The sequence below is a fragment of the Cupriavidus agavae genome (assembly GCF_004217045.1).
In the GTDB taxonomy this organism is placed as follows: domain Bacteria; phylum Pseudomonadota; class Gammaproteobacteria; order Burkholderiales; family Burkholderiaceae; genus Cupriavidus; species Cupriavidus agavae.
This window is the reverse complement of record NZ_SGXM01000001.1, coordinates 2,436,203-2,461,186: the sequence shown is the minus strand read 5'-3', so window position 1 is coordinate 2,461,186 and position 24,984 is coordinate 2,436,203. Positions and strand designations below refer to the sequence as shown.

22 protein-coding genes are annotated in these 24,984 nt (G+C 67.8%); 11 read left to right on the top strand and 11 right to left on the bottom strand.

Features of this window, described 5'->3' with window-relative positions; translation table 11 throughout:
- A partial coding sequence (locus EV147_RS11155; RefSeq protein ID WP_206751182.1) for a hypothetical protein occupies positions 1-1,206 on the top strand: 1,206 nt, incomplete at its 5' end.
- Positions 1,207-1,407: 201 nt separating this feature from the next.
- On the opposite strand, the gene EV147_RS11150 is transcribed toward EV147_RS11155, so the two are convergent.
- Positions 1,408-2,208, bottom strand: coding sequence for an IclR family transcriptional regulator (locus tag EV147_RS11150; RefSeq protein ID WP_130391132.1), 801 nt, complete (start codon positions 2,206-2,208; stop codon positions 1,408-1,410).
- A complete protein-coding gene (locus tag EV147_RS11145; protein WP_130391131.1) occupies positions 2,205-2,990 on the bottom strand; it encodes an IclR family transcriptional regulator in 786 nt (261 codons plus the stop codon). Before EV147_RS11145 ends, EV147_RS11150 begins: the two co-directional genes overlap by 4 nt.
- 157 nt (positions 2,991-3,147) lie before the next feature.
- Between EV147_RS11145 and EV147_RS11140 the strand changes: the two genes are divergently transcribed.
- The 4 genes from EV147_RS11140 to EV147_RS11125 all read left to right on the top strand — a co-directional run bounded on the left by EV147_RS11140 (position 3,148) and on the right by EV147_RS11125 (position 7,223).
- Positions 3,148-4,107 (top strand): MBL fold metallo-hydrolase, encoded by a 960-nt coding sequence (locus EV147_RS11140; protein WP_130391130.1) that lies wholly within the window; start codon positions 3,148-3,150, stop codon positions 4,105-4,107.
- Positions 4,108-4,168: 61 nt separating this feature from the next.
- The gene (locus tag EV147_RS11135; RefSeq protein ID WP_130391129.1) at positions 4,169-5,908 is read left to right on the top strand and encodes an FAD-dependent oxidoreductase; all 1,740 of its coding nucleotides are present in this window, start codon (positions 4,169-4,171) and stop codon (positions 5,906-5,908) included.
- 19 nt (positions 5,909-5,927) lie between these two features.
- Positions 5,928-6,125: a DUF2783 domain-containing protein gene (locus EV147_RS11130; RefSeq protein ID WP_130391128.1), complete on the top strand. Its 198-nt coding sequence runs from the start codon at positions 5,928-5,930 to the stop codon at positions 6,123-6,125.
- A gap of 183 nt (positions 6,126-6,308) precedes the next feature.
- Positions 6,309-7,223 (top strand): glutamate/aspartate ABC transporter substrate-binding protein, encoded by a 915-nt coding sequence (locus tag EV147_RS11125; protein WP_130391127.1) that lies wholly within the window; start codon positions 6,309-6,311, stop codon positions 7,221-7,223.
- Positions 7,224-7,238: 15 nt separating this feature from the next.
- On the opposite strand, the gene EV147_RS11120 is transcribed toward EV147_RS11125, so the two are convergent.
- Positions 7,239-8,147, bottom strand: a complete 909-nt coding sequence (locus EV147_RS11120) for a MurR/RpiR family transcriptional regulator (protein WP_130391126.1) — start codon at positions 8,145-8,147, stop codon at positions 7,239-7,241.
- Positions 8,148-8,327: 180 nt separating this feature from the next.
- Between EV147_RS11120 and EV147_RS11115 the strand changes: the two genes are divergently transcribed.
- Together EV147_RS11115 and EV147_RS11110 are read left to right on the top strand one after the other, a co-directional pair.
- On the top strand, positions 8,328-9,653 hold the full coding sequence (locus tag EV147_RS11115; RefSeq protein WP_130391125.1) for an aspartate aminotransferase family protein: 1,326 nt from the start codon (positions 8,328-8,330) through the stop codon (positions 9,651-9,653).
- A 13-nt stretch (positions 9,654-9,666) separates the two neighbouring features.
- Positions 9,667-10,512, top strand: a complete 846-nt coding sequence (locus tag EV147_RS11110; RefSeq protein WP_235844651.1) for a BKACE family enzyme — start codon at positions 9,667-9,669, stop codon at positions 10,510-10,512.
- 19 nt (positions 10,513-10,531) lie between these two features.
- On the opposite strand, the gene EV147_RS11105 is transcribed toward EV147_RS11110, so the two are convergent.
- The 6 genes from EV147_RS11105 to EV147_RS11080 all read right to left on the bottom strand — a co-directional run bounded on the left by EV147_RS11105 (position 10,532) and on the right by EV147_RS11080 (position 16,681).
- On the bottom strand, positions 10,532-11,227 hold the full coding sequence (locus tag EV147_RS11105; protein WP_130391124.1) for a DUF3800 domain-containing protein: 696 nt from the start codon (positions 11,225-11,227) through the stop codon (positions 10,532-10,534).
- A gap of 211 nt (positions 11,228-11,438) precedes the next feature.
- Positions 11,439-12,896, bottom strand: a complete 1,458-nt coding sequence (locus EV147_RS11100) for an efflux transporter outer membrane subunit (protein ID WP_130391123.1) — start codon at positions 12,894-12,896, stop codon at positions 11,439-11,441.
- 14 nt (positions 12,897-12,910) lie between these two features.
- Entirely contained in the window at positions 12,911-14,074 is a 1,164-nt protein-coding gene (locus EV147_RS11095) for an ABC transporter permease (RefSeq protein ID WP_130391122.1), read from the bottom strand.
- On the bottom strand, positions 14,071-15,036 hold the full coding sequence (locus EV147_RS11090; RefSeq protein ID WP_130391121.1) for an ABC transporter ATP-binding protein: 966 nt from the start codon (positions 15,034-15,036) through the stop codon (positions 14,071-14,073). Before EV147_RS11090 ends, EV147_RS11095 begins: the two co-directional genes overlap by 4 nt.
- Positions 15,033-15,992 (bottom strand): HlyD family secretion protein, encoded by a 960-nt coding sequence (locus EV147_RS11085; RefSeq protein WP_130391120.1) that lies wholly within the window; start codon positions 15,990-15,992, stop codon positions 15,033-15,035. Before EV147_RS11085 ends, EV147_RS11090 begins: the two co-directional genes overlap by 4 nt.
- A gap of 14 nt (positions 15,993-16,006) precedes the next feature.
- Positions 16,007-16,681, bottom strand: a complete 675-nt coding sequence (locus tag EV147_RS11080) for a TetR/AcrR family transcriptional regulator (protein WP_130391119.1) — start codon at positions 16,679-16,681, stop codon at positions 16,007-16,009.
- 194 nt (positions 16,682-16,875) lie between these two features.
- Here EV147_RS11080 and EV147_RS11075 point away from each other — a divergent pair, with 194 nt between their 5' ends.
- Positions 16,876-18,240 carry a carbohydrate porin gene (locus tag EV147_RS11075; protein WP_130391118.1) on the top strand — a complete coding sequence of 455 codons (1,365 nt, stop codon included), beginning with the start codon at positions 16,876-16,878 and terminating at the stop codon, positions 18,238-18,240.
- Between the two features lie 60 nt (positions 18,241-18,300).
- Here EV147_RS11075 and queF read toward each other — a convergent pair whose 3' ends face one another.
- The gene (queF, locus tag EV147_RS11070; RefSeq protein WP_130391117.1) at positions 18,301-19,134 is read right to left on the bottom strand and encodes an NADPH-dependent 7-cyano-7-deazaguanine reductase QueF; all 834 of its coding nucleotides are present in this window, start codon (positions 19,132-19,134) and stop codon (positions 18,301-18,303) included.
- Positions 19,135-19,148: 14 nt separating this feature from the next.
- Positions 19,149-20,684: a threonine ammonia-lyase, biosynthetic gene (ilvA, locus tag EV147_RS11065; protein ID WP_130391116.1), complete on the bottom strand. Its 1,536-nt coding sequence runs from the start codon at positions 20,682-20,684 to the stop codon at positions 19,149-19,151.
- A 189-nt stretch (positions 20,685-20,873) separates the two neighbouring features.
- On the opposite strand from ilvA, the gene otsB reads away from it, so the two are divergent.
- From otsB to otsA, 3 genes are all read left to right on the top strand, one after another.
- Complete coding sequence (gene otsB / locus EV147_RS11060) at positions 20,874-21,665, top strand: trehalose-phosphatase (RefSeq protein WP_130391115.1); 792 nt, start codon at positions 20,874-20,876, stop codon at positions 21,663-21,665.
- 113 nt (positions 21,666-21,778) lie between these two features.
- Positions 21,779-23,536, top strand: coding sequence for a glycoside hydrolase family 15 protein (locus EV147_RS11055; protein WP_130391263.1), 1,758 nt, complete (start codon positions 21,779-21,781; stop codon positions 23,534-23,536).
- A gap of 31 nt (positions 23,537-23,567) precedes the next feature.
- A complete protein-coding gene (otsA, locus tag EV147_RS11050; RefSeq protein ID WP_130391114.1) occupies positions 23,568-24,962 on the top strand; it encodes an alpha,alpha-trehalose-phosphate synthase (UDP-forming) in 1,395 nt (464 codons plus the stop codon).
- The last annotated feature ends 22 nt before the right edge of the window (positions 24,963-24,984 follow it).

The following is a 24,984-nucleotide window of genomic DNA, read 5'->3' as shown; positions in this document are numbered from 1 at the left end:
CGAATCTTTACGGCTTCCGGGCTGCCTCGCCCCGAAACCGGCGCCCCATGCATTCTTGCCGTCAATGTTTACGCGGTGACGCAACAGAACCCTTCTGACAACCGTCGTCACGGAACGAACATTGAAAAGCCCCGCGTCATGCGGGGCTTTGTCCAAGCGGGGCAGGAACGCGCACCGAGCGCTTTCCACAAAGGCCAACGCCACCCAGGGGGTGGCGTTGGTTTCAATCTCTGGTACGGGTGGGGCATCACCAGTTTGGGCCCAAAGGGCTTGGCGGCACCTGGCAAAGCCAGGTTGGGAGCGGCTGGTCCAACCGTGTATGCGTGGAGTATAGCAAGCAAGGGAGATTTGGGTCAAATGCCGTATGAAGCATTTCTAGCGACGCTCTCGGGACCTCGAAGCAGTGTCTACAAGCGCGTCTTCCGTACCTTGAATCCAGCCGAAACCGGCGGTGCCGTGCTTTGGGGGCAGGCCATGGGCATGGCGCTGCAGTCCCTCATGCTGACATTTGAAGTCACGCTCCGCAATCGCATTCATGTAAGCCTGTCACGTCAAATGTCGGAGAAAAGCGGGCAGGTTTCTGACTCCTTTCCTTGGTACGACCATCAAATGGTCTCGCTCAGGCTGCAAGGAGCAACCTTCGACAAAGTCGAGGCGTTGCTCTGCGACGAGAATCAGCGTCGACTTGCGGTCCTGCCTTCGCCGGACAGTGTGGTGGCCAAACTCTCGTTCGGAGTCTGGCCTAACATCCTGGAACAGCAGCTTCCCAACCCTGTGATTCAGGCGCGGACATTTCGCGAGGTCTTCGCCCACTATCCCAAGAAGCCCCAGAAACACTGGAACCATGCCGACAACCGCAAGGCAGCTATCGACATGGTGAAGGACGTCAAGGGGTGGCGTAACCGCATCGCGCACTGCAAACCGGTTTGGACGGAAGGTTGGTTTCGGAGCAGCGCGACGCAACATTGGAGCGAGGTGCTGGATCGCGTTAGAAGTCGCCGTGCTGGAATGTTGGGCCTGCTTGACTGGATGTGTCCCCAGACGGTGCAAATCTACAGGCGGAGCTACAGCGGCCGGTTGTTCGACGAATTGGCGACGCAGCAAGCCGTGTTGGCGCATATTCGGGAGCCTCACGTGCCAGACTCAGGTCCGCGGTATGCACAAGGTGACCTCGACGAGTTGAGGGCGTATCAGGCGCGACGCTGACTGACTGCTCATGGGCATCATCGTTTCGCCAGTTTCCATGCAACGATGTTCGACCCTAGAAGGCTTTGCGACGTCCCGGCGCCGCACTGTTGTTATGGAGAGCGGCGCGCTACGCAACGCCTCGCTCTCACTGACGCCGGGAAATCTTGACGGCGCACTGCCTCGCCGCGCAACAGCGGCAGCAGGAGTCGATGATCGAAATCAATTGCCCGTGTACGTGTCGCCGCCCACCGCCCCGAACCGCCATGACAACCGTCCGGCCGCCTGCTTTACCAGCGTGGCTACGTCTCCGTTCAGTCCGCTGTCGAAACTGCCGCTGCTGCCCATGGCTGCGATGACCAGGGCGAGGGTGCCCGTGTGGTCGAAGACCGGTGCGGCGAGGGTGTCGATGCCGGGGATGGGGTGGCTCAGCGCCTGTTCCAGGCCGGCGTCGCGGATCGCTTGCCAGCGCGCGGCGAGGTCGGGTGGGGCGCCCGTGGCGGCGCCGGCCATGCGGATGGCGTCGTCATCCAGTGCCTGCCGGCGGGTCTCGTCGGGCAGGTGCGCGGCGAAGGTGCGGCCGATGGCGGTGTTGACCATCGACAGTACCGTGCCCACGCGCAGGCTCACGTGCTGGGGACGGGGGGATTCTTCCAGCCGGATGATCGTGGGACCGAGCGGGCCGAGCACCGCCATCGCCACGGAGAGGCCGGTGGCGTGTGCCAGGCCGATGACTTCGGGCTCGGCCTCGCGGGTGGGCGAGAGTCGTTGCAGCGCCATCAGGCCCAGGTCCAGCGCCAGCGTGCCGGCCTCGAAATCGCCGTCGGCATTGCGCGACAGCAGGCCGATCTTCTGCAGGCTGACCAGGTGCGGGAATGCCTTGGCCGGAGCCATGCCGGCGGCGCGGGCCAGTTCGCCGAGCGACAGCGGACGCCCCGCGTCGGCCAGTGCGTCGAGCAGTTGGCCGGTGTTGTCGAGCGACTGGATGCCGCGCTGGGGCTTGCTGTCGTCGGGGCCGTTCATGCGCGCTCCGGGGTTTGCGGGATGGCGTCGAGCGCCGCGCGCATGGCTCGCGCCACCGGGCCGTGCCAGTCCACATCGATCGTGCCGGTGGAGCCGATCGCGGTCAGCACCAGCCGCAGCACGCCCCCGGCGCCGATGAGCGGCATGGCCAGGCTGCTGACGGCGGGGCTGGGGGTGTCGATGCTGTGTTCCATGCCGCGTTGGCGGATGGGTTCGAGCGTGCTGGCGAAGCGCGCCAGCGCGTCGGGCGAGGCGATGGGCTGCTGCTGGCGCCAGATCGGCTGCCAGTGGATGTCGGGCTGGAAGGCGCAGTAGGTGCGGCCCGTCGCGGTGGCCGCCAGCGCCATGACCGTACCGACATGAAGGTTCACATGGAGCGGGGTGCCGGCCGGCACGTAGTGGACGATGGTCGGGCCTTGGGCGGTGGGCAGGCTGATCGCCATGTTGCAGCCGATCTCGCGCGCCAGCGCCTGTACGCGCGGTACGGCGGCGCGGTACGCGGGCTGGTGGTCGAGGTGGAGCATGCCGAGCCGCAACGCCAGCGGGCCGGGTTCGTAGCCGCCATCGAGATGGTCGCGCTTGATCAGGCCGAGCCGCGTGAGGCTGACCAGGTAGGTATGCGCCTGTGCCGGGGCGATCTGGGCGGCCGCGGCGAGTTCGGCGAGGGCGAGCGGGCGCCGCGCGTCGGCCAGCGCCTGCAGCAGGCGGCCGCCAACCTCCACGCTCTGGATGCCGCGCTGGGTCTTGCCTGATTCGGTCGATACGCCCGGGGGTCGTGCCATGGGAGGGAGGCGCTGCGCAAAGCGCACATGGTAAGCGATACGGATAGGGGTTTGCCCTGCTTAGCGAATGACAATAACGTTTGCCATTGACTAAAAATAGTCGTTTTCCTAAGATTTATCCACTCATTCCCCATATCGACGATAAAGAGGCAGCCCCATGGCAAAAGCGTTCGCATCCCAGGCCGACCTGGAAGCCAAGCAGATCACGTTCACGAAGCTTTCGGAAAACGCCTATGCCTATACGGCCGAGGGTGACCCGAATTCGGGCGTGATCGTTGGCGACGACGGCGTGATGATCATCGACACCACCGCCACGCCAGCCATGGCGCAGGACCTGATCGCGCGCATCCGGGAGGTCACGGACAAGCCGATCAAGTACGTGGTGCTGTCGCACTATCACGCGGTGCGGGTGCTGGGCGCGTCGGCGTACTTCGCCGAGGGCGCGCAGCAGATCATTGCCAGCCGGGGCACGTACGAGATGATCGTCGAGCGTGGCGAGGCCGACATGAAATCTGAGATCGAGCGCTTTCCGCGGCTGTTCGCCGGCGTGGAGACGGTGCCGGGCCTGACCTGGCCGACGCTGGTGTTCGAGAAGGAAATCACGCTGTTCCTGGGCAAGCTGGAGGTACGGATCGCGCATCTGGGCGCCGGGCACACCAAGGGCGACACCGTGGTCTGGCTGCCGCAGCAGAAGGTGCTGTTCTCGGGCGACCTGGTGGAATACGACGCCGCGTGCTACTGCGGCGATGCACAGCTCGAACAGTGGCCGGCCACGCTCGACGCGCTGGCGGCGCTGGCGCCCGAGAAGCTCGTACCGGGCCGGGGGCCGGCGCTGACCAACCCTGGCGAGGTGGCCAAGGGCCTGGCCTACACCAAGGATTTCGTCACCACGCTGCTGCAGGCCGGGCGCGAGGCGGTGGCAGGCAAGATGGACCTGAAGGCCGCCATGGCCCATACGCGCAAGTCGATGGACCCGAAGTTCGGCCAGGTGTTCATCTACGAACACTGCCTGCCGTTCGATGTGTCGCGTGCGTTCGACGAGGCGGCCGGGATCACGCATCCGCGCATCTGGACGGCCCAGCGGGACCAGGAGATGTGGACGGCGCTGCAGGGGTAGGACCGGGCAGCAAGATTAGCAGAGAACAAGAGATAACAAGACACAGCGGCACGGAGACAGCATGGAAACCGATTACCAGCGGCAGACCTACGCCTACGCGCCGTGCGCCGAACAGCAGCCGGGGCGGTGCGCGGAGGCACCGCATCCCGTGGTGGTGGTCGGTGCCGGGCCGGTGGGGCTTGCCACGGCCATCGACCTCGCGCGGCAGGGCGTGCCGGTGATCCTTGTGGACGATGACTGCACGCTGTCCACCGGCTCGCGGGCGATCTGCTTCGCCAAGCGCACGCTCGACATCTTCGACCGGCTCGGCTGCGGCGACCGCATGGTGGACAAGGGCGTGCGCTGGCACGTCGGCAAGGTGTTCCTGCGCGACCAGAAAGTCTACGAGTTCGACCTGCTGCCCGAATCGGGCCACCGGCGCCCCGCGTTCATCAATCTGCAGCAGTATTACGTGGAGGGCTACCTGCTGGATCTGGCGCGGTCGTTGCCGAACATCGAGATACGCTGGAAGAGCCGCGCGGTGGCCGCCAGCCAGCACGCCGGCCACGTGGCGCTGACCATCGAGACGCCGGACGGCTGCTACCCCTTGCGTGCCCGCTACGTGGTGGCCGCCGACGGCGCCCGCAGCGCGCTGCGCAAGATGCTGGGGCTGGAGAGCCACGGCCATACCTTCCGCGACCGCTTCCTGATTGCCGATGTGAAGATGGACGCGCCGTTCCCGCCCGAGCGCTGGTTCTGGTTCGATCCGCCGTTTCATCCCAACCAGTCGGTGCTGCTGCACCGGCAGCCCGACAACGTCTGGCGCATCGACTTCCAGCTAGGCTGGGACGCCGACCCGGTGGCCGAGAAGGCGCCCGAGAAGGTCATTCCGCGGGTGCGGGCGCTGCTCGGCGCCGATGCGCAGTTCGAGCTGGAGTGGGTCAGCGTCTACACGTTCTCGTGCGTGCGCATGGACACCTTCCGGCATGGCCGCGTGCTGTTCACCGGCGATGCCGCCCACGGCGTGTCGCCATTCGGCGCGCGCGGGGCCAACAGCGGCGTGCAGGATGCCGAGAACCTGGCCTGGAAGCTGGCCTACGTGCTGCAGGGCAAGGCGCCCGACAGCCTGCTCGATACCTACGCCAGCGAGCGCGAGGCCGCCGCCGACGAGAACATCCGCCACTCCACGCGTTCGACTGATTTCATCACGCCCAAGAGCGCAGTGAGCCGGGTGTTCCGCGATGCCGTGCTGACGCTGGCGCGCGACCATGCCTTCGCGCGGCAACTGGTCAACAGCGGGCGGCTGTCGGTGCCGGCCGTGCTGCACGACTCACCGCTCAATACGCCCGATGCGGAAGGGTTTGCCGGCGCGATGGCGCCCGGCGCGGCCTGCGTGGACGCACCGGTGGCCGATGCGGGCGGCCGGCCGTGGCTGCTGCAGCATCTGGGCGATGGCTTCGTGGTGCTGATCTTCGGCGCGCCGGCCGGGCTCGATACGTCTACGGTCGGTGCGCTGCGGCAGTTGCAGCACGGCGGCATCCCGCTGCGCGTGGTGTTCGTGACCGACGCGGCCATCTCGGCGTCGGTGCCGGCCTGGCCCGGCGCCACGGTGCTGCGCGATGCCGAGGGCCTTGCGGCGCGCCGCTACGACGCCCGCGCGGGCACCTGCTACCTGATCCGCCCTGACCAGCACGTCTGCGCCCGCTGGCGCCAGGTGGACGTTGCGCCACTCGGCGAGGCGCTGGCGCGGGCCACGGGCCAGCCGGTGGCCGTGCCGGCACGGTCTGCACCGTCCGCCCCGGCCGCCCCGGCCCTGGCCTGACCGACCCGCACAGACACCCATGCCGCTCAATACCGCCCCCAATCTCGCGCGCCCCGACGACTTCTACGAGGCACTGATCGAGATGCACCGCGACCTCGACGAGGCCCGCAGCCAGGCCGCCAATGCGCGCCTGATCCTGCTGCTGGCCAACCATATCGGCGATCACGAGACCTTGCTCGACGCACTGCGGCTGGCCCGCGAGGCCGCGGCGACCTGACCGTCACGCCGGGCCGGATGCTTCACAGCGGCGCGGCGCATCCCCAACCTGGCGCATCGACGCCCGCCGGCTGTGCACCGGCGGCGAAAATCCATTTGTTTCATGGTTATCCATGATGGAACACTTGTTGCTCAATGACTAGCATTGCAACAGTTGATGCTTTCCATCGAGAGGAGTGATGCCATGATCCCGTCCGCAATCCGTTCCGCCGTCCTGCTGGCCGCCACCGTGGGCGCCGGACAGGCGCTTGCCGCCGATGCCGCAGCCGTGGCCGCCAGTCCCACGCTGACCAAGATCAGGCAGGCCGGGGCGATTTCGATCGGGCACCGCACCTCGTCCATCCCGTTTTCGTACTACGACGCCAACCAGAAGGTGGTCGGCTTCGCGCAGGACATCTGCGACCGCGTGGTGGATGCGGTGCGCAAGGAGACCGGCACGCCGAACCTGCAGGTGCGCATGGTGCCGGTGACGTCGCAGAACCGCATGTCGCTGGTGCAGAACGGCACGGTGGACCTCGAATGTGGCGTCACCACCAACCTCAAGGCGCGCCAGCAGCAGGTGGCGTTCTCGACCACGTACTTCGTGGCCGGCACGCGGCTGCTGGTGAAGAAGGGCAGCCCGATCCGCGATTTCGGCGACCTGTCGGGCAAGAGCGTGGTGACCAATGCCGGCACCACGTCCGAGCGCATCCTGCGCAGGCTCAACGACGAGAAGGGCGCCAACATGACGATCCAGAGCGCGAAGGACTACGGGGAATCGTTCCTGATCCTGCAGTCGGGGCGCGCCGCGGCGTTCATGATGGATGACGTGCTGCTGTCCGGCGCCCGCACGCTGGCGCCCCGGCCCGACGAGTGGGCGGTGGTCGGCACGCCGCAGTCGTTCGAAGCCTACGGCTTCATGATGCGCAAGGACGATCCGGGCTTCAAGCAGGTGGTGGACGGCGCGATGAGCGGCCTGATGCGCAGCGGCGAGATCAACGCGCTGTACGCCAAGTGGTTCCAGAAGCCCGTGCCGCCGAAGAACCTGTCGTTCGACCTGCCGCAGAACGAACAGGTCAGGAAGGCCTATTCGAACCCGGGCGACGAGGCGTTCGAATAGGCGCCGACCGGCGCCTCAGCCCCCGCGCTCGGGCAGGTAGGCGCCGGTGCGCTGGAGCTGGCCCTCGGTCTGCTCCAGCACGCGGATCGCGCCCTTGCCCTTGCGCGCCAGCAGTTGCTCGACCAGCGCCTCGACCATCGTCACGCCAGACGTGATCGACGGGAAGAACGACGGGCTGTCCACGGCGAACAGCAGCGTCACATCGGCTTGGAGCGCGATGGGCGCCACGGTGCTGTCGGTCAGCGCCACCACCTTGCAGCCCGCCTCGCGCGCCGCCGTGGCCACGCGCAGGCTCTCGTGCGAGTACGGGGCGAAGCCGGCCACGAGCACGGCATCCCTGGGGCCGAGCGCGCGGAGTTCCATCTCCAGCGTGCCGGCATCGCCCCGGATCAACCGTACCGAGCTGCGGAACAGCCCATAGATATAGTGGAAGGTGAAGGCAATCGGAAAGCACGAGCGGAAGCCCGCCACGTGCACCGTGGGCGCGGCGGCGAGCACGTCGGCGGCCAGCGGCAGCGTGTCGGCATTGTTGGCCAGCAGCGCGTCGAGGTTGTGATGCTGGATCTCGACCATTTCGGCCAGCATGCGGCCCGGCCCGCTGGGCTTGTCCGATGCCTGCACCACCTTGCGCGCCCGGCGCGCGTACGGCTGGCGGCCATCGTCGCGCACTGCTTCGACGAACAGTTCGCGCAGCGCCTGCCAGCCCTCGAAGCCGAGCGACTGCGACAGCCGTACCAGCGTGGCCGGCTGCACGCCGGCGTTGGCGGCAACCTTGCGCATCGACTGCAGCGCGATGTCGCGCGGATGGTCGAGCAGATAGCGCACGCCGCCCTGGAACTGCACACTCAGGTTCGGGAAGTCATTGCGCAACTGCGTGAGCAGGGCGTCGAGGGTTTGCGGCGGGGATGCGGGATGGGCGGACATCTGGCGGCGAAAGACAGGAGTTGCAACGATTGTTGCACAGGTCGGAGGAGCCGGGTCCCCTGATCTTTGGTGCATTTGTATCGTTAAGCCCAAAACATGAAACGATTGTTGCATTAATTCCCGTCCGTTCCTATACTGGCCTCAGCCGGCAGCGCGCCGGCGATTCCCACATTCCTCGCCATGACGCACGTATTCCACCGTAATCCCAAGCAAGCACTGCCCGTTGCCGTTGGCGGCCGGGGTATCGAATTGTTCGACAGCGAGGGTCGCCGCTACCTCGACGCCTCGGGCGGCGCGGCGGTGTCGTGCCTGGGCCACGGCCATCCGCGCGTGATCGAGGCGATCAAGGCGCAGGTGGATACGCTGGCCTATGCCCATACCTCGTTTTTCACGACCGAAGTCTCGGAGACGTTGGCGCGGACGCTGGCCGACGCCGCGCCCGGCGACCTGAACCATGTCTACTTCGTCTCGGGCGGCTCCGAGGCCGTGGAGGCCGCGCTGAAGCTCGCGCGTCAGTATTTCGTGGAAGCCGGCCAGCCGCAGCGCCGCCACTTCATCGCGCGCCGGCAGAGCTACCACGGCAACACGCTCGGCGCGCTTGCGATTGGCGGCAACGCCTGGCGCCGCGAGCCGTTCCTGCCGTTGCTGGTGCCCGCGCACCACGTGGCGCCGTGCTACGCCTACCGCGACCAGGCCGCCGGGGAGAGCGACCAGCAATACGTCCAGCGGCTGGCCGACGAACTCGAAGCGAAGATTCTCGAACTCGGCCCGGATTCGGTGGCCGGATTCGTGGCCGAGACGGTGGTGGGCGCCACGGCCGGCGCGGTGCCGCCGGTGGCGGACTACCTCAAGCGCATCCGTGCGGTCTGCGACAAGTACGGCGTGCTGCTGATCCTGGACGAGGTGATGTCCGGCATGGGCCGCACCGGCTACCTGTTCGCCTGCGAGGAAGACGGCGTGGTGCCCGACATCGTCACCATCGCCAAGGGCCTCGGCGCGGGGTACCAGCCGATTGGCGCGATGCTGTCGACGGCGCGCATCTACGAGACGATCGTCTCGGGCAGCGGCTTCTTCCAGCACGGCCATACCTATATCGGCCACGCCACGGCCTGCGCGGCGGCGCTGGCGGTGCAGCGGACGATTGCCGAGGACCGGCTGCTCGAAAACGTACTGGCGCGCGGCGAGCAACTGCGCGGCCGGCTGCGCGAGGCGCTCGGCAACCATCCCAATCTGGGCGACGTGCGCGGGCGCGGGCTGTTCGTCGGCGTGGAGTTCATCGCCGACCGTGCCACCAAGGCGCCGCTCGACCCGGCGCGCAGGACGCACGCAGCACTCAAGCGCACGTGCATGGATCACGGGCTGCTGGTCTATCCGATGGGCGGCACGGTCGACGGCGTGCGGGGCGACCACGTGCTGTTTGCGCCGCCGTTCATCTGCACGGCAGCCGACATCGACAATATCGTCGACCGATTCGCGCAGGCCGTGCACGCGGTGCTGCCGGCCTGAGGACAAGATCACCATGACGAACGACACGATTCGCCGCCCCTTTGCGCTGGCGGTGGCGCCGAACGGCGCGCGCAAGACTCACGCCGACCATGCCCGGCTGCCGGTTTCGCCGGCCGAACTGGCCCGCTGCGCCCGCGAGTGCGTGGACGCCGGCGCCGCAATGATCCACCTGCACGTGCGCCGGCCCGACGCCACGCACAGCCTCGAAGTTGCCGACTACGAGCCGGCCATTGCCGCCGTGCGCCAGGCGGTGGGCAACGCGCTGGTACTCCAGCTGACCACCGAAGCCGTGGGCATCTACCAGCCCGCCCAGCAGATCGCCACCATCCGCGCGCTGCGCCCGGAGGCAGCGTCGGTCGCCGTGCGCGAGCTGGCGCCCGACGCCGCCGCGCTGCCGGCCGCCGAAGCGTTCTTCCACTGGATGCACCGCGAGCACGTGGTAGCGCAGTACATCCTCTACGACGCCAACGACGTGCACCGCTACGCCGCGCTGCGCGCCAGCGGCGTGATCCCCGAGGGGCGCCACTGGGTGCTGTTCGTGCTGGGCCGCTATTCGGCCGGCCAGAAGTCTGCGCCCGCCGACCTGCTGCCGTTCCTGGCCGCCTGGCAGGAAACGGGGCTCGCCAGCGCCGGCATCGAATGGGCCGTGTGCGCCTTCGGCAAGCAGGAAGCCGACTGCGCCGCAGCGGCCGTACTACTTGGCGGACACGCCCGGATCGGCTTCGAGAACAACATGGCCCTGCCCGATGGAGCGATGGCCCCGGACAACGCGGCACTGCTGGCAGCGGTCCGCCGCCCGCTGGAGGGCTTGGGGTACGCGGCGGTGACGGCGGAGGGGATGCGGGGGTGGTTTGATTGAGTGAGGATTGGCGCGCCATTCAGCCGGGCATGCTGGTGTCCGATGCGGAATGGCGATTCTTGTGCTGAAAGAAGAGCGTGCGCTGGGAGATAACGTGCTCGATATGCCGGAACGGAATGCTATTGTTGAACTCGTGATGTGCCCAGACGATGCTCGCAATGATGTCCGTGAACTGTAGCGGCAGGCATATATTGCTCTCCCACGGCGTTGTCTGGAGCGACGTGGCAGCGTCTCGCACAGCTAGCTCCAGCCGGAGGTAATCATGCATGAAATGCTTTAGTTGGTCCTTCATCGAGCGGGCGTCGGGAATGAACGACACCGATCTATGGTCGGCCATGACATCAAGCAGAAGCATCCGTGTCATGTAGTGATACAGGCCATTGGGGTGCGCGCGGAACGCGTCGGAAACGTTGGTCTTGCGGGCCGTGATTGCCCGGAGCTGGATAGTGTGACCGGCCGAGGCAGCTTTGGCGATATCGCTGGCGAATCGGCAGCGCTCGGTGGCCGACATCTGTACGGCCTTGAGTTCGTTTGACAAGGCCCGGCCGCGCTTCTTGTACAGACCGCGTACAGGGCGGCTGAGATTGGCTTCATCGCCATCCGCAATGACAACGGCGGCCAGCGTGAAGTGCCGGCTGGAGCCACCCTGCTGATAGGGTTTGTCGAGCTGCCAGCCGAGGCAGCCGCACTCGTCGAGATAGATCGTGATGGCCATATGAAAATAGCCTCCCCAAAGGGAGGCTACCGAAAGGGATGCGGTACCCAGGTCTGACGCACTCAAAGTACGCTTACGATTACGACGCCATTTGTCGCAGGGGCCCTGGGCCGTCGAAGCAGTTTAAACCGCCGCGTCGCTACAGGACCGATATTGGCCGTTCACCGGTGGTCCGTCAATATGCGCGGAGCGCTTTCAGATTTGTCTCAAATCACCGCGCCGCCACCTCCTCCTGCCACCAGCCGCCGCCCAGCGCCTGCATCAGCGCCGCCGAGTCTGCCAGTCTTGCGGTGCGGGCCTGGGCGAGGTCGAGGGCGGCTTGGCGGGCCTGGCGTTCGGCGTCGATCACGGTGAACTGGCTGACGCCGCCGAGGCGGTATTGCTCGCTGACGATGGCAAGCGTGTCGCGGGTCTGCTTCGCGTTGACGGCGCGGGCCTGGAGCGTGGCGGCGTCGGCGTCGAGGGCGCGCAGGGTGTCGGCCACGTTCTGCAGGCCCTGCAGCACGGCCTGCCGGTAGGCGCCGAGCGACTGCTCGTACGCCGCCTCCTTGGCGCGTTTCTGGGCGCGCAGTTCGCCGCCGTGGAACACCGGCTGCACCACGCCGGCCGCCAGGCTCCAGATGTTGAAGCTGCCGAACAGGTCGCGCATGCGCATCTCCTGCGTGCCGCCGCTGGCGGTCAGCGTGATCTGCGGATAGAGGTTGGCGGTGGCCACGCCGATGTTTGCCGATGCCTGGTGCAGCAGTGCTTCGGCGGCGCGGATGTCGGGGCGCCGGCGTGCAAGCTCGGAGGGCAGGCTGACCGGCAGTGACTCGGGCAGTTGCAGGGTGTCGAGCCGGAACTCGGGAAGCTGCGCGCTGGCGGGCGTCTGGCCGGTGTAGACGGCGAGCTGGTGGCGCGTGGCGTCGAGCTGTTGCGAGAGGCCGGGGATCAGCGCCTCGGTCTGCGCGAGTTCGGCTTGCTGGCGCTGCACGTCCACGCGCGCCACGCCGCCGAGGTCGAAACGCTGGCGCAGGATGCCGAGCTGCCGCCGCTGGGCCTCGGCGATGGCCGTGGTGTCGGCCAGTTGGGCGCGCAGCCCGGCCTCGCGGATGGCAGTGGTCGCCACGTTCGCCGCGAGCGACAGCCGCGCTGCCTCAAGCTCGAAGCGCTGGTAGTCCACGGCGGCCTGCAGCCCCTCCAGTTCGCGGCGCTGCCCGCCGAACAGGTCGAGCGCGTAGGAGACCTGGACGCTGGCGTTGTAGAGCGTGAATGGCCCGGGGCTCGGCAGTTGCGTGATGCCGACGGATTGCAGGTTGACCTGCTGCCGCGTGGCGTCGAACTTCGCATCGACCTGCGGGAACTGCGTGGCGCCGGTGCGCGCGGCCAGGTTCTCCTGCGCCTCGCGCAGCCGTGCGCTGGCCTGGGTCAGCGTCGGGCTGGCCGTGAGCGCCAGGCGGATGGTTTCGTCGAGCTGCGGATTGCGGAACAGCGTCCACCATTGCGCCGGCACGTCGCCCGGCGCGAGCGACTGGGCGGGGTAGCCGGCAGCCGCCAGTTGCGCAGGCTGCGGGCCCGCCGTGTAGCGGGCATCGGGTACGGCATCGGGTGCGCGGAAGTCGGGGCCGACCGCGCAGCCCGCCGCCAGCAGAGTCGCCAGCAGCGGCACCAGTTTCGAAGCGTTGAGCATGGCATGCCCTCCGGTCAGTCGAGCGTGCGCTTGTAGAAGCGCACCGCGATGGTCATGACGATGGCCGTGAACAGCAGCACGGGCCAGACGTTGGGCCACAGTTCCACCCACCCGCTGCCCTTGAGCATGATGCTGCGGATCATGCGGTTGAAATACGTCATCGGCAGTACGTTGCCAATCCACTGCGCCCAGGCCGGCATGCCCGCGAACGGGAACATGAACCCGGACAGCAGGATGTTGGGCAGGAAGTAGAAGAACGTCAGCTGCACCGCCTGGAGCTGGTTGCTGGCCAGCGACGACAGCGTGATGCCCACCGTCAGGTTGGCGGCGATGAACAGCAGCGCCGCCATATAGACGGCCACCACCGAGCCGAGGAACGGCACCGCGAACACGAAGTGCGCGGCCAGCACGATGATGGTGGCCTGGATCAGGCCGATGAAGATGTACGGCACGATCTTGCCCGAGATCACCTCGATGGGCTGCACGGGCGTGGCCAGCAGGTTCTCCATCGTGCCGCGCTCGCGTTCGCGCGTCATCGCCAGGCCGGTCATCATCACCATCGTCATGGTCAGGATCACGCCCATCAGGCCGGGCACGATGTTGTACTGGGTGATGCCTTCGGGGTTGTAGAGCCGGTGGACATTGACGTCGAAGGCCGGTTTGCCGCCCGCCAGCGGCGCCAGCGCGCCTTTCAGGTCGATGCGCGCGACGCTCGCAGGCAGTTGCGCCAGCGCGCCGATGGCCGGCCCGGTGGCGGAGGGATCGGTGGCGTCGGCCTCGACGAGGATCGACGGGCGGTCGCCGTGCAGCAGCCGGCGCGAGAAATCGGCCGGGATGCTGACCACGAACTGCACGTCGCCGCGTTCCAGCGCCTCGCGCCCGGCGGCCTCGTCCGGCATGGTGCGCACCACCTTGAAATACGTGGTGTTCTCCAGCGCGGCGATGAACGTGCGCGAGAAATCGCTGTGCTCGGCCACGATCACGGCCGTGGGCATGTGGCGCGGGTCGCTGTTGATGGCGAAGCCGAACAGCAGCAGCTGGACGATCGGCAGCCCGACGATCATGCCGAACGTGATCCGGTCGCGCCGTAGCTGCAGGAATTCCTTGAGCACGATGCTCCACCAGCGCTGCGCTGAGAAGCCGTGGCGCGCGCCCTGGCGGCGGGAGGTGGCGTTCATGCGGCCCCCTTGCCTGGTGCGGCGGCCTGCGGCGGCGTGGCGGCCATGTTGTCCTGCGCGCCGCCCATCATGTGGATGAACACGTCCTCCAGGCTGGTCTGCGTCTCGGCCAGGCGCTGGTCGGCCCCGGCGAGCCGTTTCAGCGTCTGTTCGAGCTGGCCCGCGTCGCGGCCGGTCACGTGCAGCGCGGTGCCGAACGCCACGGTCTGGTCCACGCCGGGCTGGCCCTGCAGGCGCGCCGACAGGTCGGCCAGGTTGCCGCCCTCGATGCTCCATGTGCTCAGATGCTGGCCCGCCACCACTTCGTCGGCCGTGCCCTGCGCCAGCAGCTTGCCGTAGGCGATGTAGGCGAGCTTGTGGCAGCGCTCGGCCTCGTCCATGTAGTGCGTGCTGACCAGCACCGAGATGCCGCGTGCGGCAAGCTGGTGGAGTTGCTCCCAGAAGTCGCGGCGCGCCTTGGGGTCCACGCCGGCCGTGGGTTCGTCGAGCAGCAGCAGGCGCGGCTCGTGCAGCAGGCAGGCGGCCAGCGCCAGGCGCTGCTTCCAGCCGCCGGACAGCGAGCCGGCCAGCTGCTCGGCGCGCGATTGCAGCCCGAGGTCTTCCAGCGCGCGGTCCACCACGGCCTTGCGGTCCGGCATCTCGTAGACGCGGGCCACGAAGTCGAGGTTCTCGCGGATCGACAGGTCTTCCCAGTACGAGAACCGCTGGGTCATGTAGCCGACGTTGCGCTTGATCTCGGCGGCCTCGGTCAGGATGTCGTAGCCGAGGCAGGTGCCCGAGCCGGAGTCCGGCGTCAGCAGGCCGCACATCATGCGGATCGAGGTGGTCTTGCCGCTGCCGTTGGGGCCGAGGAAGCCGAAGATCTCGCCGCGCGCCACCTGCATGGTCAGGTCGTTGACCACGTGCTTGGCGCCGAAGTGCTTGTTCAGGCCGTGTACGTCGATGACGAGTTCCGCACTCATGATTGCGCCACCTCGACGGGCTGGCCGGGGCGCAGCTTCGGCGCGTTGTCGGCGCTGGGGCGCGCCTCGATCAGGAACACGAGCTTGTTGCGCGTCTCGTTGCTGTAGATCACCGGCGGCGTGAACTCGGCCTCGTTCGAGACATAGGTGATGGTCGCCGGCACCGGCGCGGCGCAGCCGTCGCAGCGGACCGTGATGGCCTGGCCGGCCTTCAGCGATCCGACCACGGCCTCGGGTACGTAGAAGCGCACCTTGACGTTGCCGGGCGGCAGCATGCGCACCACGGCACTGCCGGCGGGTACCCATTCGCCGGCGCGGAACGGCACGTCGTAGACGAGGCCGGCCGCCGTGGCGCTGACGGCCTTGCGCGACAGCTTCCACTCGGCCTGCGCCAGCGCGGCGCGGGCGGCTTCGATCTGGGCGGTCTGCGCGGCAAGCTGGTCCTTGCGGCCGGGCAGGCGCGCCACGTCGATATCGCGCTGCAGCTCGCGCACGCGCGCGGCATCGGCCTCGGCGGTGGCACGGCTCTCGTCGAGCTGGGCGCGCGAAATGCCGCCGATCCCGAACTGGGCCTCGTCGCGCTTGCTCTGGGCCGCGCTGCGCACCGCCTGGGCCCGGGCCTGGCTCAGCTGCGCCTGGTTCACGGCCACTTCCACGGGGCGCTTGCCGGTCTGGATGTCGGCCAGCTGGGCCTCGGCCACGCGCACCTGTTCGGCGGCCTGCTGGCGCGCGGCACGCTCGTCGTCGGATTCGAGCGCGAACAGCGGGGCGCCGGCGGCAACCTGCTGGCCGCGCTCGACCGAGAGCTTGTCGAGCCGGCCGGCGAACGGCGACGCCACGGCGACGAATTCGCCTTCGACATAGCCCTGCCACGTGGCGGGCCGGTCGTTGCTGCAGGCGGCCAGCAGCAGGGTGGCCAGCAGCGGCAGCGGCCAGGTGCGATGGGGGTAGGACATGGAGTCTCCGGATTTCACGGTTGAGCGGCGGGCGGCACGGACAGGCCGTGGCCAAGCAGGGCGGTGACGTGGCGGACCAGCGTCTCGGTGTCGATATCGGCCGCACCGGGCAGGTGCCGCCAGATGTGGGTGGTGGCCAGCGGCAGCAGCGTCAGGCCGATCAGCGAGACCATGATCAGCGCGGGTTCGAGGTCGGCATTGAGCTGGCCGCCGGCATGCGCGGCGGCCAGCGGCCCGGCGATGAACTGCGCGCGCTGCACGGCCACGCGCTGCAGCAGCCGTTCGCGCAACTGGCCGTCGGTGCCGACGATTTCCCGGATCCACAGGCCCGGGAACCAGGGCGTGGCGGCAGCGGTACGGATCAGTTGCCCGGCCAGCGTCTGCAGGCGCACCACGGGGTCGAGCGATTCAGACTGGATCGCGCCGAAGACGTGGTCGATCAGCGGCTGCAGGCGTTCGTCGAATACGGCGTCGAGCAGCATTTCACGGTCACGGAAGTAGTAGTGCACCAGGGCCGGTGTCACGCCGGCCTCGGCGGCAATGGCCTTGGTCGAGGTGGCGGCCACGCCATGCCGCGCGAACAGCATCACGGCGGCTTCGACCAGCCGGTCCCGCTGGCCCGGATCGTCGGTGCGGGCGGAGGGGCGGCCGGGGCGGCGCTTGGGATCGGACGGCGGCTGGTTGGGCATGGCACAAGCGGTGGGTATGGGCAGAACCAATATTAATTTTTGAATTAATTAAATCAAGGCCGGTTACAAATTGAGGGTGGGGCTGTCGATGCTGCGCTGCAACAAGGCCGGTGGACATGTCATGTGGGCTTGGCTATGCTTCGCGCCAACGCCCCGGAGCGCGTCCCGCGCCGCCGATCCTTCCCTTTTTTCCTATGCTGCGTTCCTGCTTTCCGGCTCCATCGAAGCGGCTGCGCCGCCTTGCCCCGCTGCTGGCCGCCGCCGGCCTGGTCCTGCCGGCCGCCGCGGTGGCGCAAGCCACCCCGGCCGGGCCCGATACCGAGAACCCGTTTGCCATCCACGGCCAGGCCACCTGGGCGTGGCAGCGCAAGCCGTCGTTCGGCGCGGCCTACTCGGGCGAGAACAGCCTCACGCCCGAGCGCGCCAAAAGCTATTCGTTCACCAGCACGCTGGACCTGGGGCTGCGGCTCTGGCGCGGCGCGGAGTTCCACTTCAACCCCGAGGTGGCGCAGGGCGTGCCGTTTTCAGACCTGCACGGCCTGGGCGGCCTGTCGAACGGCGAACTGGCCAAGACGGCCAGCACGAGCCCCAAGTTCTACCGGGCCCGGGCGTTCGTGCGGCAGTACTGGGGCATGGGCGGCGGCGAGGAAACGCTGGAATCGGATTTCAACCAGTTCGCGCGCACCGTGGACAAGCAGCGCGTGGTGCTGACGGCCGGCAACTTCGGCGTGATCGACGTGTTCGACCAGAACCCGTACGGCTCCGACCCGCGCACGCAGTTCATGAACTGGTCGTTCATGACGCATGGGTCGTGGGACTATCCGGCCGATTCGCGCGGCTACAACTGGGGGGCGGCGCTGGAATACATCGGCGATGGCTGGTCGGCCCGTTTCGGCCACTTCCTGCAGCCGCTGGAATCGAACGGGCGCGAACTCGATACCCGGCTGTTCGAGCACTACGGCCAGATGCTGGAGCTGGAAAAGCGCTACGCGCTGGCGGGCCGCCCCGGCCAGGCGCGGCTGCTGCTCTGGCGCAACAAGGCGAAGATGGGCGCCTACAACGACGCCATTGCGTTCGGGCAGGCCAACGGCGTCACGCCAGACCTGGCCGATGTGCGCCGCGAGCACGCCAAGATGGGGGTGGGGCTGGCGTTCGTGCAGGAGGTCAGCAACGACGCCGGGGTGTTCCTGCGCGCCAACTGGTCGGACGACAAGACCGAGACCTACGCCTTCACCGAGATCGGCCGGCAGGTGGCCGGCGGCGGTACGGTCAAGGGCCGTGCCTGGGGGCGTCCGAACGACGAACTGGGGCTGGCGGTGGCGGTGAACATGCTCGGCCCGGCCCACCGCAGCTATCTGGCCGCGGGTGGGCTCGGCGCCTTCCTCGGCGATGGCGCGCTACGCTACGGGCCCGAGCAGGTGTTCGAGGTCTACTACAGCTTCGCGGTCTGGAAGACGCTGAGCCTGAGCCCGGACTTCCAGTACATCCGGAACCCGGGCTACAACCGCGACCGGGGTCCGGCAAAGTTCATCGGGGTGCGGGCGCACGCGGAGTTTTGAACGGGTGAGACGTTTGAGCAAGAAAACATGTGGTTTCTTGCTCAAACGTCTCACATTCGCTTACTGCCGCGCGTTCCGCCGGTTATCCGGCCAAGGCGTGTTGTAGTTCGTGCGGAACGGGTTGATGTCGAGCCCGCCACGCCGGGTGTAGCGGGCGTACACCGCCAGCTTGACCGGCTTGCACATGCGCAGCACGTCCGTGAAGATCCGCTCGACGCATTGCTCGTGGAACTCGTTGTGGTTGCGGAACGAGATCAGGTACTTCAACAGCCCTTCCTGGTCGATCGGGGCGCCCACGTAGCGGATCTGCACGCTGCCCCAGTCGGGCTGGCCCGTGACCAGGCAGTTCGACTTCAGCAGGTGCGAGACCAGCGTCTCCTCCACCGGCGACTCGTCCTGGTCGGCCTTCAGCAGCGTCGGGTCCGGCTCGTAGATGTCGGTTTCGATGTCCAGGCGGTCCAGCAGCAGGCCGTCGAGCTCGCCCATCTTCTGCCCGGCCAGGTCGGATTCGGTCACCAGCCGCACCTGCACGGTGCCGCCCGTGGCCTCGGACAGGTCGTGGTGCAGCAGTTGCTGCACGGCCTCGGGCGAGGCAATGCGGCTCTGGTTGAACGAGTTCAGGTACAGCTTGAACGATTTCGACTCGATGATGTTCGGGGTGTCCGCCGGGATCACGAAGGCGGCCAGCGCCACCTGCGGCTTGCCCTTGAGGTTCAGCCACGACAGCTCGTAGGCGTTCCACAGGTCCACGCCGAAGAACGGCAGCGGCTTGCCCTCGGCCAGCCCGATCTCGGTGCGCTTGGGCTGGCGCGGGATCGGGAACAGCAGCGACGGGTCGTACTCGGTCTTGTAGGCCGAGGGCTTGCCCAGCGGCGAGTGCTCAGGAAGCGTCATGATCGGATTCGGGTTCAGGCCAGGAACAGCTTGTAGACGGGGTTGTCGGTTTCATCCCAGTGTACGTAACCGAGCGTCGAAAGGAAGGTGCGGAACTCGCGCTTCTCGTTCTTCGGCACCTGGATGCCGACGAGGATGTTCGAGGTATCGGCGCCCTGGTTGCGGTAGTGGAACAGGCTGATGTTCCAGTTCGGGCTCATGCTCGACAGGAAGCGCATCAGCGCGCCGGGGCGCTCGGGGAACTCGAAGCGGTACAGCAGTTCGTCGTGCGCCAGCGGCGAGTGGCCGCCCACCATGTAGCGGATGTGCTGCTTGGCCAGTTCGTCGTTGGACAGGTCCAGCGTGTCGAAGCCGTGGCGGCGGAAGCTGGCGGCGATCTTGTCGTTCTCGCTGCGCGAGGCGATCTGCAGGCCCACGAAGATGTGCGCCACGCCCTTGTCGGCGATCCGGTAGTTGAATTCGGTCACGCTGCGCGTGCCGACCTGCTCGCAGAACCGCTTGAAGCTGCCGCGTTCCTCGGGGATGGTCACGGCGAACACGGCCTCGCGGGCCTCGCCCACCTCGGCGCGCTCGGCCACGAAGCGCAGGCGGTCGAAGTTCATGTTGGCGCCGCAGGCAATCGCCACCAGGTGCTGGTTCTTGAGCTTCTCGCGCTCGGCGTACGCCTTCAGGCCAGCCACGGCCATGGCGCCGGCCGGCTCCAGGATGCTGCGCGTGTCCTGGAACACGTCCTTGAGGCCGGCGCAGATCGCGTCGGTATCGACCAGGATGATCTCGTCGACCTGTTCGCGCGTGATGCGGAAGGTTTCCTTGCCCACCAGCTTGACGGCGGTGCCGTCCGAGAACAGGCCCACGTCCTTCAGTTCCACGCGCTTGCCGGCGTCCACCGAGCGCTTCATGGCGTCGGAGTCCAGCGTCTGCACGCCAATCACCTTGATGTCGGGGCGCACGGCCTTGACGTAGGAGGCGATGCCCGAAATCAGCCCGCCGCCGCCGATGGCCACGAAGATCGCGTGGATCGGGCCCGGATGCTGGCGCAGGATCTCCATGGCGATGGTGCCCTGGCCGGCGATGACCTCGGGGTCGTCGAACGGGTGGATGAAGGTCAGCTTCTGCCTGGCCTCCAGTTCGGCGGCGTGCAGGTAGGCGTCGCTGTAGGAGTCGCCGTGCAGCACGATCCTGACCCACTCGCCGCCCCGCTCGCGCACGGCGTCGATCTTGACCTGCGGCGTGGTGGTGGGCATGCAGATGATGGCCTTGCACTGCAGCCGGGCGGCTGAGAGCGCCACGCCCTGGGCGTGGTTGCCGGCCGAGGCGGCGATCACGCCGCGCTTGAGCTCTTCCTGCGTCAGCGACGCCATCTTGTTGTACGCGCCGCGCAGCTTGAACGAGAACACCGGCTGGGTGTCCTCGCGCTTGAACCAGACCGCGTTGTTCGTGCGCGCCGAGAGGGCGGCGGCGTAGGTCAGCTCGGTCTCCTGGGCCACGTCGTACACCTTGGCGGTCAGGATCTTCTTCAGGTAGTCGGGCTTGGCGGGGGTGCGGGTCATGGGTCTGCGGTTGCCACGGGGCGGTGGCAAAAAAAGCCGGAAAAATCGGCGGAAACCGCCAATGATAATGGATGGCGCCCAGGCGGGCCCCGGCCACCGCTCCGCCTGCCGCCGGGTGCCGGGAAAGCCACTGCTGTAGGACAGCGCCCGGTGGACGCCTGTCAAAACGACGTGTTACGGTTTTACGCGATGCACCCCCTACCTCTTATCGAACCCCATGCCGCGCTGTTCCTGGACTTCGACGGCACGCTGGCCGACCTGGCCCCGAGCCCCGAGCTGGTGCAGGTCGAGTCGGGCCTGGTGGGCACGCTGCGGGCGTTGCACACCTGCCTGGACGGCGCGCTGGCCATCGTCTCGGGACGGCCCGTGGCCGAACTCGACCATTTCCTCCAGCCTTTGCGGCTGCCGTCCGCCGGCGTGCACGGCGCGGAATTCCGCAACGGCGCCGAGCGCATCGTCACGCCGCCGGCGCCCGGCATCGGCCCGCTGCTGCCCCGGCTCGAAGCGCTGGTGGCCCGCCATCCGGGCCTGATGCTGGAACGCAAGTCGGTGGCCGTGGCCATCCACTACCGCCAGGCGCCGGAGCTGGAGCCGCTGGTGCGGGCTGCCGTGGCCGACGCGCTGCGCGATGCCATCGGGCTGGATGCGCTGCCCGGCAAGATGGTCATCGAGATCAAGCCGGCCGGCGTGGACAAGGGCGACGCGATCGCCGCGTTCATGCGCTCGGCGCCGTTCGCGGGCCGCCTGCCGGTGTTTGCCGGCGACGACGTGACCGACGAGGCCGGCTTCTCGGTCGTGCGCGAGCTCGGCGGCGTGGGCGTGCTGGTAGGCAACCGTGCCACGGCCGCCACCCTCAGCGTGCCGGCCCCGCACGTGCTGCGCGACTGGCTCCATCAATCGGCCCATGCGCTGACCCATCTGATGGCGCAGCGGGACGACACCGCCAACCCCCAACAGCCACGCAGGGAGGACCCGCTGTGAGTGACCTCGCCACCTCTGCCCAGGTGCCGCCATCCATCGCGCGCGAAGCGCCCGCCGTCAACACCGATTCCAACGCCGCCAGCCGCCACGCCAATCCGTCGCTGTCGCTCGGCATGATCGGCAACTGCGGCTTCTCGGCGCTGGTGGACGGCCGGGGCCGCATCGTCTGGTGCTGCATGCCGCGCTTCGACGGCGACCCGGTCTTCAACGCGCTGCTCGACCCCAGCGACAACGCCGGCCACTTCAATATCGAGATCGAGGACTTCCAGGAAGCCACCCAGTGGTACGAGCCGAACACGGCCATCCTGCGCACGCACCTGATCGACAGCCACGGCAGCATCCTGGAGATCACCGATTTCTGCCCGCGCTTCTTCCGGCTGGGCCGCTACTTCCGGCCGCTGACGCTGGTGCGCCGGATCAAGCCGGTGCGGGGCGCCCCGCGCGTGCGCGTTACGCTGGCGCCGCGCTTCAACTGGGGGCGCGCCGAGCCGAAGATCACGCGCGGCAGCAGCCACGCGCGCTACGTGGGCGAGGACCAGACGCTGCGCCTGACCACCGACGCGCCGCTGGCCTACGTGCTGTCGCACACGCCATTCCTGGTCACGCGCGGCTACAACTTCATCCTGGGCCCGGACGAGACGCTGTCGGCCGGGGTGGAGGAGATCGCCCGCGATTTCGAGCAGGAAACCACGTCGTACTGGAAGCTCTGGAGCCGCCGCCTGGCCGTGCCGCGCGAGTGGCAGGAGGCGGTGATCCGCGCGGCCATCACGCTGAAGCTGTCGCTGTACGAGGAAACCGGCGCCATCGTGGCGGCCATGACCACGAGCATCCCCGAGGCGCCGGGCAGCCAGCGCAACTGGGACTATCGCTACTGCTGGCTGCGCGACGCGTTCTTCGTGGTGCGCGCGCTGAACAGCCTGTCCGAAGTCGGCACGATGGAAGACTACCTGCGCTGGCTCTCGAACGTGGTGATGCAGTCGCAGGACGGCCACATCCAGCCGCTGTACGGCATCGGCCTGGAGCGCGAGCTGCCGGAAAGCATGCTCGACCATCTGGGCGGCTATCGCGGCATGGGGCCGGTGCGCGTGGGCAACCAGGCGCAGGAGCACTTCCAGCACGATGTGTACGGCAACGTGGTGCTGGCCGCCGCGCAGGCGTTCCATGACCACAGGCTGCTGCATCGCGGCGGCCCGGCCGAGTTCGCCAAGCTGGAAGACGTGGGCGAGCAGGCCGTGCGCGTGTTCGGCACGCCCGACGCGGGCATGTGGGAGCTGCGCACCCGGGCGCGCATCCATACGTCATCGGCGCTGATGAGCTGGGTGGCGTGCGATCGCCTGGCCAAGATCGCCGAGAAGCTCGAACAGCCGGCGCGCGCCGCCTACTGGCACGACCATGCGCACCGCATGAAGCGGCGCATCCTGGAGGAGTCTTGGAACGAGCAGCGCCAGGCGTTTGCCGAGAGCTTCGGCGGCAAGGAACTGGATGCCAGCGTGCTGCTGATGGCCGAGGTCAACTTCATCGACCCGAAGGACCCGCGTTTCGTCTCCACGGTCAAGGCGCTCGAAGAGACCCTGTGCGACGGCCCCTACATGCGGCGCTACGAGGCGCCCGACGATTTCGGCAAGCCCGAGACCGCGTTCAACATCTGCACGTTCTGGCGCATCGACGCGCTGGCACGCATCGGCCGCCGCGAGGAAGCGCGCGAGATCTTCGAGTCGATGCTCGCCGCGCGCAACCCGCTGGGGCTGCTGTCGGAAGACACCCACCCGGTCACCGGTGAGATGTGGGGCAATTTCCCGCAGACCTACTCGATGGTCGGGCTGATCAACGGTGCCATGCGGCTGTCGGCACCCTGGGACACCGTGATCTGAGGAAAGGATTGGCCACAACAAGAAGCGATATATGGGCAGACTAGTAGCAGTATCGAACCGGGTGGCGGACCCCCGCAACCATGCGGCGGGCGGCCTTGCCGTGGCGCTCTCCGAGGCGTTGAACAAGACGGGCGGCCTCTGGTTCGGCTGGAGCGGCAAGGTGGTGGATGCCGCGCACGGCGGCACGCCGGGCGAGGGCGAGCTGCACCAGACCCAGGCCGGCAACGTGACGCTGGCCACGGTGGATTTGAGCCGCGACGACTATGACCAGTATTACCTTGGCTACAGCAACGGCGTGCTCTGGCCCGTGTTCCACTACCGCGTGGACCTGGCGGATTTCGACGCCGGCGGCAACCTGAACGCCTACCGGCGCGTGAACCAGCTGTTCGCGCGCAAGCTGGCGCCGCTGCTGAAGCCGGATGACGTGATCTGGATCCACGATTACCACCTGATCCCGCTCGCGGCGGAACTGCGCGCCATCGGCTGCACGCAGAAGATTGGTTTCTTCCTGCATATCCCGCTGCCGCCGCCGCTGATCCTGGCGGCCATCCCGCAGCACGAATGGCTGATGCGCGCGCTGTTTGCGTACGACCTGCTCGGCTTCCAGAGCCAGGCCGACCTCGACCACTTCTCGCGCTACGTGCAGGGCGAGGCCGGGGCGGAGCCGATGGGCGAGTACCGCTTCCGCGCGTTCCACCGCACGGTGCGCGCGCAGGCGTTCCCGATCGGCATCGACGTGGACGAGTTCATCGGCCTTGGCCAGCAGGACGAGGCGCGCGAGACCTACGAGATGATGCGCGGCCAGTACGCGCGGCGCCGGCTGCTGCTCGGCATCGACCGGCTCGACTATTCGAAGGGGCTGCCGCAGCGGCTCAAGGCGTTCCAGACGCTGCTGGCCGAGTATCCGGAGAACCGCTCCAGCGCCACGCTGATCCAGATCGCCGCGCCGTCGCGCGAATCGGTGGATGCCTACGCCGACCTGCGGCGCGAGATGGAGGGCATCACCGGCGCGATCAACAGCGAGTATGGTGAGCTGGACTGGATGCCAGTGCGCTACATCCACCGCTCCACGTCGCGCAAGCGGCTGCCGGGCCTGTGCCGCGCCAGCAGCGTGGCGCTGGTCACGCCGCTGCGCGATGGCATGAACCTGGTGGCAAAGGAGTACATCGCCGCGCAGGATCCGGACGATCCCGGCGTGCTCGTGCTGTCACGGTTCGCCGGGGCGGCGGAGCAGCTCAAGGAATCACTGCTGGTCAACCCGTACGACACGCGCGCCACGGCGCAGGCCGTGCAGCAGGCGCTGCACATGCCGCTGGCCGAACGGCGCACGCGGCACCAGAAGCTGCTGGAACGCATTCGCCAGCAGGACGTGCACTGGTGGAGCAGCGAGTATCTGCGCACGCTGATGGAGCTGGATGGGGGTTGATGCGTTCGATGTGGTTGGCTGT